Annotated in this window: 11 protein-coding genes and 4 pseudogenes; 8 read left to right on the top strand and 7 right to left on the bottom strand. The window is 69.0% G+C overall.

Translation table 11 applies throughout. The annotated features are described in order from the left end of the window. Positions 1–198: 198 nt before the first annotated feature. Together ABZX90_RS36500 and ABZX90_RS36495 are read right to left on the bottom strand one after the other, a co-directional pair. On the bottom strand, positions 199–621 hold the full coding sequence (locus tag ABZX90_RS36500) for a hypothetical protein (RefSeq protein ID WP_355212260.1): 423 nt from the start codon (positions 619–621) through the stop codon (positions 199–201). Positions 622–1387: 766 nt separating this feature from the next. Next, positions 1388–2401: a sigma-70 family RNA polymerase sigma factor gene (locus tag ABZX90_RS36495; RefSeq protein ID WP_351130969.1), complete on the bottom strand. Its 1014-nt coding sequence runs from the start codon at positions 2399–2401 to the stop codon at positions 1388–1390. 159 nt (positions 2402–2560) lie between these two features. Between ABZX90_RS36495 and ABZX90_RS36490 the strand changes: the two genes are divergently transcribed. The 4 genes and pseudogenes from ABZX90_RS36490 to ABZX90_RS36475 all read left to right on the top strand — a co-directional run. Further along, positions 2561–3145: a dihydrofolate reductase family protein gene (locus ABZX90_RS36490; RefSeq protein WP_351130899.1), complete on the top strand. Its 585-nt coding sequence runs from the start codon at positions 2561–2563 to the stop codon at positions 3143–3145. Between the two features lie 347 nt (positions 3146–3492). Beyond that, positions 3493–3726 (top strand): annotated as a pseudogene (locus ABZX90_RS36485) (aminoglycoside phosphotransferase family protein); the annotation flags it as partial. A gap of 524 nt (positions 3727–4250) precedes the next feature. Then, positions 4251–6434 carry a VCBS repeat-containing protein gene (locus ABZX90_RS36480; protein ID WP_355212257.1) on the top strand — a complete coding sequence of 728 codons (2184 nt, stop codon included), beginning with the start codon at positions 4251–4253 and terminating at the stop codon, positions 6432–6434. Positions 6435–6811: 377 nt separating this feature from the next. Beyond that, positions 6812–7240 (top strand): annotated as a pseudogene (locus tag ABZX90_RS36475) (Tn3 family transposase); the annotation flags it as partial. 176 nt (positions 7241–7416) lie between these two features. Here the strand turns inward: ABZX90_RS36475 and ABZX90_RS36470 are convergent. Continuing rightward, positions 7417–7818 carry a VOC family protein gene (locus ABZX90_RS36470; protein WP_355212254.1) on the bottom strand — a complete coding sequence of 134 codons (402 nt, stop codon included), beginning with the start codon at positions 7816–7818 and terminating at the stop codon, positions 7417–7419. A gap of 117 nt (positions 7819–7935) precedes the next feature. After that, positions 7936–8919 carry an aldo/keto reductase gene (locus ABZX90_RS36465; protein WP_355212322.1) on the bottom strand — a complete coding sequence of 328 codons (984 nt, stop codon included), beginning with the start codon at positions 8917–8919 and terminating at the stop codon, positions 7936–7938. A 120-nt stretch (positions 8920–9039) separates the two neighbouring features. Between ABZX90_RS36465 and ABZX90_RS36460 the strand changes: the two genes are divergently transcribed. After that, positions 9040–9618, top strand: coding sequence for a TetR family transcriptional regulator (locus tag ABZX90_RS36460; protein ID WP_351130903.1), 579 nt, complete (start codon positions 9040–9042; stop codon positions 9616–9618). Positions 9619–9692: 74 nt separating this feature from the next. Here ABZX90_RS36460 and ABZX90_RS36455 read toward each other — a convergent pair. Both ABZX90_RS36455 and ABZX90_RS36450 read right to left on the bottom strand, forming a co-directional pair. Continuing rightward, positions 9693–10022, bottom strand: a pseudogene (locus ABZX90_RS36455) (dihydrofolate reductase family protein); the annotation flags it as partial. Positions 10023–10104: 82 nt separating this feature from the next. After that, positions 10105–10437, bottom strand: coding sequence for a DUF6193 family natural product biosynthesis protein (locus ABZX90_RS36450; protein ID WP_355212251.1), 333 nt, complete (start codon positions 10435–10437; stop codon positions 10105–10107). A 336-nt stretch (positions 10438–10773) separates the two neighbouring features. Between ABZX90_RS36450 and ABZX90_RS36445 the strand changes: the two genes are divergently transcribed. The 3 genes and pseudogenes from ABZX90_RS36445 to ABZX90_RS36435 all read left to right on the top strand — a co-directional run. Beyond that, the gene (locus ABZX90_RS36445) at positions 10774–11331 is read left to right on the top strand and encodes a hypothetical protein (RefSeq protein WP_355212249.1); all 558 of its coding nucleotides are present in this window, start codon (positions 10774–10776) and stop codon (positions 11329–11331) included. 135 nt (positions 11332–11466) lie between these two features. After that, entirely contained in the window at positions 11467–11877 is a 411-nt protein-coding gene (locus ABZX90_RS36440) for a PPOX class F420-dependent oxidoreductase (protein ID WP_355212246.1), read from the top strand. Positions 11878–11973: 96 nt separating this feature from the next. Next, positions 11974–12067, top strand: a pseudogene (locus tag ABZX90_RS36435) (IS5/IS1182 family transposase); the annotation flags it as partial. 58 nt (positions 12068–12125) lie between these two features. On the opposite strand, the gene ABZX90_RS36430 reads toward ABZX90_RS36435, so the two are convergent. Further along, on the bottom strand, positions 12126–15227 hold the full coding sequence (locus tag ABZX90_RS36430) for a hypothetical protein (protein WP_355212243.1): 3102 nt from the start codon (positions 15225–15227) through the stop codon (positions 12126–12128). Positions 15228–15323 lie beyond the last annotated feature (96 nt).

Genomic DNA, 15323 nt, shown 5'->3' with positions numbered 1-15323 from the left:
CAGGAGACGATCTTCGCGATGACTCCGTCCTCGAGACCGTCGATGAGGCGATTCTTCGCGTAGAAACCGAGCAGCAGGCTGCCGCTGCCCCGTTGTCCAATGGCGCGCTCGGGGTTCCTTCGTATGCCGCATCCTCAACCCGGGTGTCCTGCCCGGCTGACAGGCCGGCACGCGGAGAGCGAGCGCCCCGACGCTTGGTCAGGCGGAGGCGAAAGCCTCCTCGGGGACATCGTCGAGGACGAATCCGTTGTCGAGCCGGACGCGGACCGTCACGCGAAGCAACCGTCGCTGGTAGGCGACCCACTGCTCTTCCAAGGCCCCCACCTGCTCCTCCAGTTGCTTTCTGCTAGCCGACGGCATCTGGTGGCCGAAGTCGTCGAGGAGCGACTTGAGTCGCAGGTACTCACGGACCTCCTGGCTCTGCTGCCGGTGATGCTCGTCCACACGCTCGACAGTCCCCTCGATCCCTGCTGCCAGGGCCAGAGAGGCGACGAAGGCACCCGTCTCCTCCGAAGGCTCCCCATCTGAGGTCACCGACCCGGCCAACCGGAGATCCGCCGCCAGCCGCACCCGTTGGCCCACATTCAGCGTCATCGATCCTTCGTCTTCCTCGTCGGTCACCGGCGATCCGGTGCACGTGGCATCGCCAGGCGTACCGGAGAGGACAGGATCATCCCACCCTCACCTCCGGTCCCGACACGACCGAAGCCCTCGCCCACCCTCGCCTGCGCAACGGCCGCACGACGGGCGAACAGGAGCCCGAAGACGGTCTGTCGGACGGTGGCAAGTACGGCTTGGAGCACGTCGAAGGTGAAGTGGAGCGGCTGTCGGCGCGGGCGGCGAGGGTGCTGCGGTTCAGCGAGGAGTGTGCTGCGCAGCCCGCTGCACGGGCGGGGCCAACTGCCCTGCGGGCCACGCACTTTGCGACCAGAAGCCCTGGACCCGGCACATCACCGGCGGTCCCTGTCAGGACAGAGTCCTGCGTACCATGAGCACCATTCCCCTCCCCCGCCCGGTCGGCCCGGCCCGGCCTGCGCCAGCGCCAGCAACGGCAACAGCAGCGGCGACGGTGCGGCAGCACAGGCGCCGCCAGCCGGCGGCGGTGAACCGGCCTGCACCGGCGGGCGGTTCGGGCCCACCCACGCACTGATCCTGCTCATCGCCTTCCTTGGGCTCGGCTGCGCCCCCTTCCTCGCCGGCACCACGCCGGCCACCGTCTTCGCACTGCTGGGCGGCTGCGGGGCGATCGGAGCGGGCACCCTCACCGTGACCAGGCGGCGGGCGCCGCCTAGTCACGGTCCTCGCCGAGGCCGCGCACCGCAACGGGACCACCGCACCCGATCGGGATCGTGCAGCGGTCGTCCCTCATGGAGGGTTGGTCATCTGACTATCGGCTGGGGAGTGATCGGGGCAGCCCGAACCATGGGAGCACGCTGTTGTCGAAGCGGGTCATGGCGCAGATCCGGTCGCCGGTGAGAGTGAGGACGTAGAGGCCGACCCCGTGGCTGATGCCGCTGGGGTCACGCAGGTAGGCCCCGAATGCCGGCTGGCCGTTGGCTCGCGATGGGACAAGGTCGAACCTGCGGCCGGCGTCGAAGATGCCGCCGCAGAACCGCGCCACGACATCTCGACCCTTGTATTCGAAGGGGATCGGTGGCATCGACACGAACACGTCGTCGGTCAGGAGGGCCACCAGCGCATCCATATCGGCCGACTCCCACGCGTGGACGAATCTCGCCACGATCGCGTCCTCGGCGGGGGAGCCGACGGCTGGAGGCGGGGCGTGGCTCGCATTCGGCAGCAGCCGACGCTGCAGGCCGGCGCGCGCCCGTTTGAGCGCGCTGTTGACCGAGTCGACGGTCGAGTCCAACATGCCGGCCACCTCGCTCGCCTGGAACCCCAGGACATCGCGCAGGATGAGCACGGCGAGCTGGCGGGGCGGCAGGACCTGAAGGGCGGTCACGAAGGCCAGCGAGATGGATTCGGTCTGCTCGTAGCGGGCCTCCGGGCCGAGCGGCAGGTCGACCGCGCCCTCCAGGAGGGCACCGGGAAACGGCTGCAGCCATACGACCTCGCCGAGCCGGGTCGGCTCGGGCCATTCATCCGCCACTTCCACACCCCACTCCTTGGCCGGGCGCCGACTGGCCGCGCGACGCTCGTCGAGGCAGCGGTGGGTGGCGATCCGGTACAGCCAGGTGCGCAGCGAGGCGCGTCCCTCGAACCCACCGAGGCTTTGCCAGGCGGTCAGCAGCGTGTTCTGAAGGGCGTCCTCAGCGTCCTCGACGGATCCGAGCATGCGATAGCAGTGCACCTGCAGCTCTCGAAGGTAGGGCTCGGTCAGTTCCCGGAACGCCTGCCCGTCCCCGGCCTGCGCCCTTGCCACCAGATCGGCTGCCACCATCTTCACCGTCACCTTCTTCCCGTGTCTTGCCGCACTTCCATCCTGTATAGGCGCCGGCCGAGGGGCGAACTGGGCGGTCGGCCGGCGCCCAGTTTCCCTGCACCGCGGCGCCTGTACCTACGTGGCCGACGACAACGCCGGCGCGAAGGAGGATCGGAAATGGGAAAGATCGTGATGAGCGGGCCGCAGAACGTCTCGCTCGATGGAGTGGTCCAGGACCCGGACGGTAAGGAGGGCTTCGAGCTGGGCGGCTGGTTCGTCCAGTTCGGGGGCAAGGATCTCGAAGAGTGGAACAAGGTCGCGCTCGAGGAGGCGCTGCGCGCCGAAGCATGGCTGCTGGGTCGCAAGAGCTACGAGTTCTTCGGGGAGCGGTGGCGGCCCCGGAGTGGCGAGCTTGCGGACCGGTTGAACAGCATGCCCAAGTACGTCGTGTCCTCGACCCTCGAAGAACCCGACTGGAACAACTCGACGGTTCTGAAGGGCGACGTTGTGACCGAGGTTGCGAAGCTGAAGCAGGAGCTGGACGGAGAAATCGTCGTCCCTGCCAGCTATCGGCTCGGTCGTACGCTGATCGAGCACGACCTCGTCGACGAGGTGCGGCTGGTCGTCTTCCCGGTCGTGCTCGGGGCCGGCGAACGGTTCTTCGGCGAGGCCAGCGGCAAGAGGACCATGCGCTTGGTCGACACCAAGACCATCGGTGAGGGCCTGGCCTTCCTCACCTACGAGTTCGTCCAAAACGCCTAGCGGCCGAGCGACCGAAAGATCACCAAGCACCTCGGAGGACGCGAACTGGATCCGGTCGGGCTCGACATGCCACGCGTGCCTCGCCGAGCCCGGCCCGCCACCGCCCATGAAGCCCTCGGCTCGCGCCCAGGGCCAGGGCGACGTCAGGCAGCCGGGTCCCCGGCTGTGTGATGCGGCTGTCGCTGGGGTTCGCGGAGGGACCGCCGGTCGGGCGTCGGTGCTGGCTACGGTCCGTCTCGTGCCGGAGTGATCGGGACGGACCGGTCGGCCCGCTCGGACGCAGCAGCACGGCCATCGCCTCCAATAAAACGTCGCGCGTGCCGCCGTCCGGATGATGAGGTGGCACGGTGACCAACCACGATGAGGCGGCGGCTGTCGGGCCGTTCACACTGGCTTGGGTGAGCCGGCATCTGCAGGTCGGCGAACGGATCGTCAGAACCGAGGCGCCGCACGGCGGCATCACTGCCGAAATGCGGAGGCTGACCATAAGCGCGCGGGACGGAGCGACCCGTCACCTCGTGCTGCGGACCTTCGTCAACGTGGAGCACGCCGAGGACTGGCTGAACAGGGAGGCCGGCGCCTCGATCGTGACGCACATTGATCACGTCCTCGCCCAGGACTCGTCAATCGCAGAGCTAGCCGGCATGCCACCAGGGCACATCGCAGAGCGATCGAATGATCAGAGTCCGTGGGAGATCAGGCCATGGACGTACCCGAGTGACGAGGAGACCTGACCTGCTGCCCAACACGCTTTCCAACTGTGGTGGTGGGGTGTCGGGCTGTGTGCAGGGGTGTTCACCTGGGTTCATGACCGGCCGGCCCGTGGCCAGGAGCGGCCTTCTGGTCTCGGCTGAACGTCGGCGAACGGTGGGGGGTGGGCACAAAGGTCTTCGGGAGCCACCTCGGGACTACGTCACGGTGCGGCTCGCGGACGACACCAGGGTCCGCCGGCTGCCCTGCTGGACGCGCTGGCCGAATTTCTCTGAGCAGGGGGAGGGAAACCCTCGCGTGGGCCGATCTTGGCTGATATACGCTGCGCCTGACTTGATCGAACAGATCGGCGAATCCGTGCCACCGGATACGCCCTGCCCGGGGGGGCATTCCCATGACTTCGCAGTTCCGCGCGGTGCTCGGCACCGCGCTCACTCCCGTCCTCGCCCTGGCGGCCGCGGCCCCGGCCGCCGCCCACCCCACCCCCACGGCCGCGGCCGCGGTCGCGGCCACCGGCACCACCGCCACGGCCACCGGCACTGCCCCGGCCGCCGTCGAGACGCGTGCGCCGGGCCCGTGGGGCACCCGCACCCTGCACGCCCCGAACCCCAACCCCGTCTCCGCCTCGGGCGGGGTGAACGCCTTGGAGTCGGCCGAGAACGGCGCCCTCGTCTCCCTCACCGGCGACGGGCTCTCCCGTTCCACCCGGATCCGGCCCGCCGGCAGCACCCGCTGGCTCGCCCCGCAGACCTGGCCGGACGCCGGCGGGTACAACACCGAGCTTGTCTCGCTCGGCGACGGCTCAGTGCGCCTGGTCTGGCGGGGCGAGCGTGCCGACGACCACAACAACTACTGGCTGAAGGTGGCCACCCTCGCGCCCGGCGCGACCGCCTTCTCCGAGCCCGAGTACGTCGCCGCGGTCCCCCAGAAGGGCTACCACCACCTGGCGGCGGCCCCCGACGGCCGGCTGGTCGCCGTGTGGTCGGTCTCCGGTGTCGTGAAGGCCGCCGAGAAGACCGGCCCGCGGGCCGCGTGGACCGCTCCGGCCGACCTCAACGAGCAGCCGCCGTCTGGCAGCCGGGACATTTCCGGCATGGACCTGGCGGTCGCCAAGGACGGCACCGCCCTGCTGGTGTGGCAGTGGCAGGCAAGCAAGGCCGTCGTCGCCCTGGAGAAGGCCCCCGGCGCGTCCGCCTGGACCGCGGTCCAGGGCTTCCCGGTCCCGGGCGTGGACCTGGCGCGCCCGAAGGTGTTCGCTGATCCACAGGGCGGCTTCGACGTGTTCTACGACGACACCGCGCACCTCATGCACACGCGCCGGCCCGTCGGCGCCACGCAGTGGAGCACCCCGCGGTCCGCCGCCAACTATGGCAGCACGTACGGGATGACGGCGCCCGTCTACCTGCCCAACGGCGACCTCTTCGTCGCCGGCGGGCCCGGCTACTCGACCGGCCCCTGGTACGCGGTGCGCTCGGCGGCCACTGGCGCCTGGCAGCCGTACACGCAGCCCTTCTCCACGCACAAGAAGGTGCGCGCGGTCGACGCGGCCGCCACCTCGGGCGGCACGGTCACGGTGACGTGGCGGGAGGGCTACTCGAGCGAGGAGTACACGATGGCCGCCGTCTTCAAGGGCGGCACCTGGTCCGCCCCGCGGCGGCTGAGCGCGACGAGTGCCCAGTTCACCGGGGCGCCCCAGGTGGCCGCCGACGAGCTCGGCCGGCCCGTCGTGCTGTGGGACGAGTACAAGCGGACCGAGACGAACAGCTTCGTCCTGGACGGCGTCTACCAGGCCACCACCACCAGCCGCGCGTTGCCCAAGTGGCGTGACTACACGGACGACGGCAAGGCCGACCTGTTCGGCCGCAACAGCACCGGGCTGAAGGTGTACGCGGGCGACGCGACGAAGCTGTCCGCGGGGCAGCGCGCGAGCAGCTGGCCGACGGGCACGCTCGTGCTGCCGTTCGGCGACCTCGACGGCGACCGCTGCAACGACGTGTTCGTCCACTACCCGAAGGGCGAGGCCCGCGTCTACCCGACGATCTGCGGCGGGCTGCCCGACCAGCAGTCGTTCCACGTCAAGGTCTCCTCGGACTGGAGCGGGTACGACGCGGTCGTCTCGCCCGGCGACGTGACGGGCGACGGGCGGGCCGACCTGCTGACCCGGTCCGCCTCGACCGGGAAGCTGTACTTGTACGCGAACAACGGCGCGGGCGGCTTCAAGGCCCGCTCGCTCGCCGAGTCCGGCTTCGGCGGCTACAAGAGGCTGATCGCCGCCGGGGACCTCGACGGCGACGGCAAGAACGACCTGCTGGCCCTCGACGCGTCGAACGAGCTGTGGCGGTTCAGGGGGACCGGCGCCGGCACGTTCACGCCCCGGTCGCTGGTCTTCAAGGACTGGGGCACCTCCTACAAGGACGTGGTCGGCGGGCTCGATCTGTCCGGGGACGGCCGGGCCGACCTGATCTCGCTGGACAAGGACGGCCGGGCCTGGCTGAACCGGGGCAACGGCCATGGCGGCTTCGACAACCGGTCGCAGGTCGGCAAGGCCACGAACTGGTCGGACATCCGCATCTCCTAACGGCGCGGATCCGGGGGCCACTCGGGACCACGGGGGTCCCGGGGGCCGGCTTCGCGTCTGGTTCCGGTTCCGGCGGGTCCGTCCGGACCACCTCGACCCGGAAGGGCAGCGGACCGGCCGGGTCAGGCATCCGCAGTCGCACCGTGACGCCCGGCCGAGCAGGGCGCCGTCCACTTTTATGGACGGCGCTCTGCCCACAATTGCACAAGACCCCTCGAGAGCTGCCTGATCGTCCGACATTCCGTTCAACGGACGAACTGGCGAAGAGGAAACGCCTGCAGCCGGCTTCGGAACCCGGACACCGGTCAACCAGTCAAGCAGGCGCGTTCAGTGGGACTTGGCTGCATAGTTCGCGGATGCCCACATAACGGGGCGAAGCCCAGACCATGCATCTGCTCGCCTTGGTCGATCCGGTCGACGACACCTACCGGCGGATGATGAACCGGCAGCTCACCCTGCAGGAGTCCCGCCACCGCCTGGCCCGCGCGATCTGCCATGGCGGACGCGGGCAGATCCGTCAGGCGTACCGCGAGGGCCAGGAGGACCAGCTCGCCGCCCTCGGTCTGGTCCTCAACGCCGTCGTCCTGTGGAATACCCGCTATCTCGACGCCGCCGTCGCCCAACTGCGCGCCGAGGGCCAGGACATCAAGAACGAGGACATCGCCTGCCTCTCCCCGCTCAAGGAGCGGCACATCAACTTCCTGGGCTGCTACCTGTTCAACATCAAGGTCAGCGGCCCCGGTCAGGGCCTGCGCCCCTTCCGGGACCCAGGCGCTGTCGAGGACGACGCCGACGACGAGGATTGAGCGTCAGCCAGTGTCTGTTTCCTGAACTGAAACGGCGTTCAGGCGCCGCCTATGGGCCCACGAACGCCGTCACGGGCGAGCCGTCGGCCTTCTCCCGCCAGTGCTGGTGCCGTCGCCGTGAAGCGTGGGCAGGCCGGACCATCGCCATCCACGCAGGCCTGCGGAAAACCTCCAGGTCAGGGCTGCCCGTGGTAGGTGAACTCCAGGCTGTACCCATCGGGGTCGAGGACGTTGGCCGCGTAGTATCCGGGAGCGAAGTAGGGGCGCTCCCCAGGTGCACCGTTGTCGGTCGCCCCCGCTGCCATGGCCGCCGCGTACGCCGCGTCGACGACCTCTCTCGAGGGTGCGGTGAAGCCGACGTGCGCGGCGTGTCCCTGGCTGTCGCCTTCGCGCAGCCAGAACGTGAAGGCCGTGTCGGTGCCGAACCCTGCGAGGTCGCCGACCCACTCCGGGGCGGTTGAGCCGTCGAAGTCGAACACGTGGCGCATGCCCAGCGGCTTCAGCGCCTGGCTGTAGAACTCAACTGAGCGTTCCTTGTCGCTCACCGTCAGGAAGACATGGTCGATCATTGCGCTCATCTCTTTCCGGAGGCCGAGGACGCCGCCTACGCAAGCGTCCAGGACTGGTTGGATTGCTGCATCTCGGCCTCCCGGGAGGCCGAGCCGTGGCGGACCCCCTGCCGGGAGGCCCCGTACTCACCCGTTGAGAAACTGCATCTGGTCGGGGGTGTAGCGGTCACCGGCGACGATCCCGTGCGGGGCGACCGCATCGATGGCGGCCATCTCTTGCGCGGTGATGGTTACGGCGGCAGCGGCGCTGTTCTCTTCCAGGTAGCGGCGGCGCTTGGTGCCAGGGATGGCGACCGCGCCGTGGTGCAGGACCCAGGCGAGGGCCAGCTGGGAGGGTGTGACGTTCTTGGCTGCGGCGATCCGGCGGACCTCGTTGACCACGGCCAGGTTGCGCTGGAAGTTCTCGCCCTGGAAGCGGGGGTCGATGCGGCGGTAGTCGTCGGCGGCGAAGTCGTCCGGGCTGGTAATCGCGCCGGAGAGGAAGCCGCGCCCCAGCGGCGCGTAGGCGACCAGGCCGATCCCGAGCTCGTTCAGAGTGGCCATGACCCCGTCCTGCTCGATGCCGCGCTCGAAGAGCGAGTACTCGGTCTGGACCGCGGTCAGCGGGTGGATGCGGTGGGCGCGGCGGATGGTCTGCGGCGAGGCTTCGGACAGGCCGATGTGGTGGACCTTGCCGGCGTCCACCAGCTCGCCCATGGCGCCGACGGTGTCCTCGATCGGCACCTGCGGGTCGACCCTGTGCAGGTAGTAGAGATCGACGTAGTCGGTGTTCAGGTGGCGCAGGGAGCGGTCCAAGGCGCGACGGACGTACTCGGGACGCCCGTTGAGGCCGGTCACCGCACCGTCGTCGCCGATCTCGATTCCGGTCTTGGTAGCGATCACGGCCTGCTCGCGGCTGCCGGTGAGCGCCTTGCCGAGGAGCTGCTCATTGGTGAAGGGGCCGTAGATCTCGGCAGTGTCGAACAGGGTCACGCCCAGTTCCAGGGCGCGGTCGATGGTGGCCAGCGATTCGGCCTCATCGGTGCCGCCGTAGAAGGCGCTCATCCCCATGAGGCCAAGTCCCTGGGCGGAGACGGTGAGGCCCTGGCTGCCGAGCGTGCGGAGTTCCATCATTGATCTTCCTTGTGTCGAGGTCACCCAAACCATGGCAACCAACTGGATGGTTTCTATGGTGGGGCGCGCTTTTGCAAGTGTCAAACTAACTGGATGGTTACTTGCTAGAGTGGTGGCATGGCCCGAGACTCCGCCGCGACCAAGGCACGCCTTCTGGACGCCGCCTCCGCCGAGTTCGCCGCGCACGGCCTGGCCGGCGCGCGGGTGGACCGCATCGCCGAGGCGGCCAATGCGAACAAGCAAAGGATCTACGCCTACTTCGGCAACAAGGAGCAGCTGTTCGACGCGGTGATCGAGCGGGTGCTGGCCGTGGGCACGGAAACCGTGCCCTTCGACGCCGAGGACCTCCCCGAAGTCGCGGGACAGATCTTCGACGACCTGGTCGCCCACCCCCACCTGATGCGGCTGCTCTTCTGGAAACTGCTGGAGCGCCCCGGCGCCACCGACCAGGAGGCCGCCACCTACACCGCAAAGACCACAGCCGTGGCGGCGGCCCAGGAGCAGGGCCGAGTCGATCCGGAGCTCAGCCCGGAGGACCTGGTGGCTTTCGTGCTGGCGCTAACCCAAACCTGGTTCAGCCTCACAGGCGGCATGAGCCCGACCAGCGGAAGCGCCCCGTGGCCAGCGCAGCGACTGATCCAGCACCGCGCCGCCGTCGTCCACGCCGTACGGCAGATCACCACACCACGCGGATAGAGCAAGCAGCGGATCACTCAAGGTCGGCGGACGCCCCAGCGTCGCCGCCGAGGAAATCATCCGCACCGCCCGCGCCTTCTGCCCGACCCAGGCCGCTCGATCACCTGGTAACGGCCGATGAGGCCGGCGCCCGAAAGGGCCTGGTTCAGGGTCGCGCTGCCGTGGACGATGACCGGGCCGCCCTCGATCTCCTTCAGCGCGGCGACCTCGCTGAGGGAGCGCAGAATGGTGGTCTCGCCCCAGTTCGACACCAGGTCGTCGTCGCCGAGGGTGGTAGAGACGACGCACTTCGGCATCTCCTTGTAGTCGGCGAAGTCCTCCATGTCGGGCCACACCGTGCTGAACGCCTCGTGGCTGGCCCGGCCCATCAGTATCGCGGTGGCTTTTGTGACTGAGCACCCCAGTTGGCACCGTTCGCCATGTGAAGTGCTCGGAGTGGGTGAGCTGGACGGCGCTGGGCTGGAGATTTTGCAGCCGCGCCCGTGATCAGTCGGTCATCGGGCCAGGCCCCGGCGACAGCTGGCATACGGCCAGCGCCACAGCCTCGCTCGGCGTAGCGAACAGGCCGAGGTCCGGAGTCAGGAAGCTCCTGCCCACCCCAAACGTGCCGTCGCCGTTCGCTGTGAGGCATGGCCCCGTCGGATTCAGGTCCGGGCGCGTGGTGGTCGAGAAGCGCAGCGCCCAGTGGATGGTGAACGGGTACAGATTGCGCAGCGCTGGCTCGGCATACGCGGCCTCGATCAGGCTCCGGTAGGCGGGCGCCCACGGGTAGGACAGTTCACTCGCCTCCAGGCGAAGGTGCTGCCACTCGCTTTCCATCCGGCGTGCGTGATCGCTGTCGGGAGGTATCGGCATAACGCCTGCGTGTGCCGGATCCAGGCAGCCGAGGGTGCAATCCCCGTGCCAACTGAAGTGCTCAGGTGCCAACTGGGCTGCACAGCCACAGCTTTCCGCTGCTCCCGCCCTTGATGACGCCATCTCGCACTGTTCGAATCTTGCTCGATTAACAGGTCGCCCTGGCGCAGGCCCCAAGGGGCGTGGCGTGGTCCACGGCTGAATCCCATGAGGTCACGGGCGTACGGGCGTTGTCCGGCCATTAGTTCAGCTTCGGCCAGTGATCCGTTACGCTTCGGGCCGTTGATCGCAAAGGAAGACATGTTCAAGCGACTTGTGACGGCCGCAGTGACGGCACTTCTGATAGCCGGGCTCGGCGCGTGTGGCGGCGGGGGTGACGTCTCCGACGAGGGCACGGACTACTCGGTCGACGTTGACCAGGACAATGGGAGCGTTGCCGAGGAGCCCCAGCCGGACACGGCCACCACGACGGACGCGACCGTCTACGGCCTCCGGAACGAGGTCCGCCACCTCGCCGCCAAGACCACCCGGGCCACGCGGCCGCACATGACCCGGAAGTGCACCACGACCACGCGGCGGGTCAAGCACACGACAAGCACCGGATCGGGCACCAAGCGGCGCACCCGCACCTGGTACTCCACCGAGCAGGCCAAGAGCTGCAAGCAGGTCCGCAGCGGAACCGAGACCTACACGCGCGTCGTCCGGCCGGAACGGTGGTGCGTGAGCTTGGACAACCTCCACGGCGACGCAACACAGGACGACGTCTGGTACCAGGTCAGCAAAACGACCTACGACGCGGCCATCGGCGTGGACAGGTACACACACATGGCCTTCACCCCCACGGCCAGCGGCTGCTGACCTGAACATACGCACCGGCCGTGTCCTGCCGACCCCGCTACTGAGAGGTTACGATCTCGGTCGGCGGGGCTGCGTGCGTGGCGGCGGGGGATCTGTCGGTCGACGCCGCCGGGTGGCCTGGCTAGGGTCGCGGGCGTGACGATCAAGTTGAACGATGCCGCCCGCAGGCTTCTTGACGATGTGAATCCCGCGGTGTTGGCCACGGTGAACCCCGACGGCAGCCCGCAGACTTCGGTGGTCTGGGTCGCTCGGGACGGCGACGACCTGCTGCTCTCTTCGGCGGCCGGCCGCCGCAAGGTGACCAACGTGGAGCGCGACGCGCGGGTCAGCCTGACGGTGTACGACCGGGCCAACCCGCTGCGATACCTGGAGGTACGCGGTACCGCGACGGTGTCCGAGGATCTGGGCCGAAAGCTGGCCGTCGCACTGGCCGAGCAGTACGAGGGGCCCGGCACGGGTGAGGAGTACCTGGAACTGCCACCGGAGGTGGTGCGGGTGGTCGTCAGGATCACCCCGCAGCGGCTGGTCGGCACCGTCACCGACTGACCGATCGTTTCAGAGCGAGTTGAGCCGGCGATCTTGCTGATCGTGGACCGGCACGGCCCACGCCGGCCGTCACGGTGAGGGTGACGCCCCTGGCCGGCCGTCACTCTCACCGGCGGCAACCGCCACGACGTCGCCCAACTGCTGCCGTTGCTGGACGCCGTTCGGCGGGGCACGGAGGTGGCGTCCGCGGCCATCTCCTTGGCGAGCGGCTGGAAGCCAGGAGCAGTGCGCGCCCTGCTCCGTACTGATCACTGACAACGGGCCCGGGCGTCGGCGCGCTGACCGGCAAGCGTGAGTTGGCCGCCCCGCGCGTCCTTCATCGCGTTCAACTGCCGGTCCAAGTCGTCCTTGGCGCTGTTGGAAAGCGACCAGCCCAGCGGAGCCTGCGCTCCGGGGCCCCGCACGTTGGCGAGCCGGAGATAGTTTCCGCAACCGAAGGCCTGGTAGGCACGCTGGCGCGCGTTCGCGTCTTTGGTTCCGTATACCCCGAGCAGGCCCTCAATCGGCACGAAGAGCTCACGTGGGCGGCCCGGTGGGGTCGCGGAGGCCACGCTGTTGTAGCCGTTGTCGATCTGGACGAGCACCAGCTCGACCTTCCGGACGGGGGGTCGGCTCTCACTGCAGTTCGCCGCTCCGGCCACCTGATTGTGGCAGTCCACCAGCGGCTTCAGCTCGTTGAAGAGATCCACCGCCGTCAGACTGCCGGTGCTGTCCACATAGCCGCCGTCCACCACGGACAGCCATGCCTGCGCTCTCTCGTTCTTCTTCAGCCTCTCGTCGCACGTTTCGGTGCTGAGCCGCCCGGACGGCGTGATGTACGGGAAGCGTGCCGATAGAAGTGCCGCCGTGGAGCGACGGACGTCCTGCCTGCCGCACAGGAAGCCACCGCGGACGTCGATCAGAGCCGAACCACCCCTCTCTCCGTGAGTGCCGTCCTCCGGGCGCCGCGTGCAGGAGGTCGGCCCCACCGGTCGGTCGAAGGCTCCGAGCCGGACCGGGGCGGTCAGGACCCGGCAACCGCTCTCGACAGCGGTGCCGTTGAGCAGCGCGAGAGGGTTCCAGTAGGGTCCGGGCTGCTGCCAGGTGGCGTAGAAGTCCTCCTTGAGTTCCTGCTGCCCGCCCTCCCACGACTGCTCCAGCACCGCCGCCCGGTCCTTCCCCGGGAATCCGATGAAGGATCGCGGCAGGTCGACGTAGGTCATCCAGGCGAGTGGAGCGGACAGGTGGTCCGCTCCGAAGACCCGCTCGTGGCTTGCGGGGTCGTTCGTACGGGGTCGGGCGAGCCAGGAGACCGCGCCGAGGCTGCCGCCGGAGACGCCGCTGACCGCGAAGACGGGTGTGCGGCCGTCCGTGGGGTCACACCCGGAACCCCGCGCCGGCGTGACCGGCGTCGGCGGGAAGAGCTTGTCCAGCACGCCGGCCGTCCAGTACGCGGCACGGACGCCACCGCCCGACGCAGCGACGACCACCAGCGGGAGCGGGCCTTTCGCGGGTGCCGTCGCGCAGTTGGCGTCCAGCCACCGCTTGAACTGCTCGGCGAGGCCCGGCGATTCGGCGGGGACTGCTTCCGTACTGTCGACGGTGACCCGGACGGGGTGGCTCCCCTGGGCGTCGATGGACGAGGCGAGCAGGAACCAGACGAGGAGGCAGGAAAAGACGGGCGTCCGCCGAAAGCCCAGCAGCCGAAACCCGGCCACTGGCGTGGCTCGCTCCGACCAACGCTGGAGTTCGTTCAGGAAGACCAGCATGATGCAGAGGAAAAACGTCAGCACCGCGACGGGGCCGGCATTGGCGGGCAGACTCCCGCGATCGGCGTCGGCCAGCGTGTAGATGGAAACGCCCACGAACACCGCACAGAAGACCGCGAGCCCCGCGTAGAGCTGGGATTTGGTGTCCTGGTCTGTCGGCGGTTTCGCCCAGCTCCACCTCCCCTCCGCCGATTCCAACAGGGCCGGCAGCGCGATCCCGATCAGCGCGCAGGCGAGACCGCAGAAGGCGAGGGCGATCGCGGCCGGCCGATGGGGGCCGACGACCGCGGTGGCCACGGCGGCACGGACGGCGAACACCCCGAGGGCGAGCAACGGCAGCGAGGCCAGCAGTCGCGCGGTGGAGAGGAGTCCCGCCCGCCGCACATCGCCGTCGGGAATCATCCCGGCCCGCTCGTTCGCCGTGTCCCACGCCTCGGAGCATCCGCGTTCCCGCTTCTGTGTGTCGAACCGCCAGGCCGCGCCACCGAGCGCGGACAGGACCACGACGAAGGCGAGCAGCACGGCCAGTGCCGTCAGCCGGAGCCAGCAGAGTCCCCCGACGACGGCCAGGGCGGCGAGCAATGCCAGGTACCCCTGCGGCACCGGCCGGTACGCCTTGTCGGCGGTCAGCGCGGTCCGGTGGACGCTGCGCCACAGCAGCAGGGCGAAGACCAGCGCGGCCACAGGCGTCCACACCGCGGTGCCCACACGATCCGGCAGGCCAAGCAGCGCGTCCTGAACCTGGTCCATGCCGAACCCCGTGAGCAGGAGGACCAGCACGGCCGCCACGCCGGCCTGGAGGCGAATCAGGACGATGTACTTCGGCCGGCCCCAGGTACTCAGGACCCTGGTGCGGACGATCAGCAAACCCAGCAACACCAGGGCCAGGGCGACCAGCGCCCATTTGACGCAGGAAGCCACACCCACGACGTCGCCCAGAAGGTCGATCTCTCGGGGCTTCCAGCCGTGCCAGGAGAGGGCGAGCTGGCAGAAGTCCTCGACGAGTTCCGCCACGAAAAGGAACCCGGCCAGGCACCCCAGGACGGGCCAGCCGCTGCCAACGGCCAGTGAGGCCCCGACCGGGTCGTTCGTAGCGATAGAACCGTCGGGGTTGCGAGGGAGACGACCGCGCAGACGTCTGACGGCCCAGAGGAACATGGCTGTGTAGAGCGCGACGAAGAACAGATCGAGGGCGACATAGACGCGGAACAGCTGCCGGGCCTGCTCTCCTTCGGTCTGCGGTACGACGGGCAGGTCGGCAGTACCAGCGCTTCGGAACGCCTTCAAGCATTCGTTCACCCGGTCGGCGGGCCCCTTGTCGCCGGGCGTACCCTGCGCCCGGGTCGGCGAGGACTCGTCCGGCAGGGTCTCGGTCCACACACACCAGGCCGTCCGCCGGTCCTCCCGCGCTTCCTGAGATGTGGCGTCGAGCCGGAGACTCCCGAGGGTGGCAGAGGGATACCCGGGCGCCTCGATCCTGCCGAGAGCGGCATCCACCTGGAGCACGCTGACGAAAAGCAGGAGCAGTAGCACGCACGCGGCGGGAATCCTCCCCCTCTTCCACACCCGGCCCAGCCACGAGAACATGGAAGTTGGGGGCATGTGCACCTCGCGCTCGCAGTCAGACACCGCCTCGACGCTCACAGTGTTGGAGACGGACACTGGAGACTCCAGTACGAATCGCCGCACAGCAGGCTG

This window comes from Streptomyces sp. NPDC002935 (assembly GCF_040611295.1).
Lineage (GTDB): Bacteria > Actinomycetota > Actinomycetes > Streptomycetales > Streptomycetaceae > Streptomyces.
Note: the sequence above shows the minus strand (reverse complement) of the source record. Positions and strands in the feature narration are given on the sequence as shown.

Excerpts from the sequence above, each read along its gene's own strand:
- ABZX90_RS36495 (WP_351130969.1), bottom strand. The coding sequence starts at position 2,401 with ATGGTGGCAGCCGATCTGGTGGCAAGGGCGCAGGCCGGGGACGGGCAG.
- ABZX90_RS36490 (WP_351130899.1), top strand. The coding sequence starts at position 2,561 with ATGGGAAAGATCGTGATGAGCGGGCCGCAGAACGTCTCGCTCGATGGA.
- ABZX90_RS36480 (WP_355212257.1), top strand. The coding sequence starts at position 4,251 with ATGACTTCGCAGTTCCGCGCGGTGCTCGGCACCGCGCTCACTCCCGTC.
- ABZX90_RS36470 (WP_355212254.1), bottom strand. The coding sequence starts at position 7,818 with ATGAGCGCAATGATCGACCATGTCTTCCTGACGGTGAGCGACAAGGAA.
- ABZX90_RS36465 (WP_355212322.1), bottom strand. The coding sequence starts at position 8,919 with ATGGAACTCCGCACGCTCGGCAGCCAGGGCCTCACCGTCTCCGCCCAG.
- ABZX90_RS36460 (WP_351130903.1), top strand. The coding sequence starts at position 9,040 with ATGGCCCGAGACTCCGCCGCGACCAAGGCACGCCTTCTGGACGCCGCC.
- ABZX90_RS36450 (WP_355212251.1), bottom strand. The coding sequence starts at position 10,437 with ATGGAAAGCGAGTGGCAGCACCTTCGCCTGGAGGCGAGTGAACTGTCC.
- ABZX90_RS36445 (WP_355212249.1), top strand. The coding sequence starts at position 10,774 with ATGTTCAAGCGACTTGTGACGGCCGCAGTGACGGCACTTCTGATAGCC.
- ABZX90_RS36430 (WP_355212243.1), bottom strand. The coding sequence starts at position 15,227 with ATGCCCCCAACTTCCATGTTCTCGTGGCTGGGCCGGGTGTGGAAGAGG.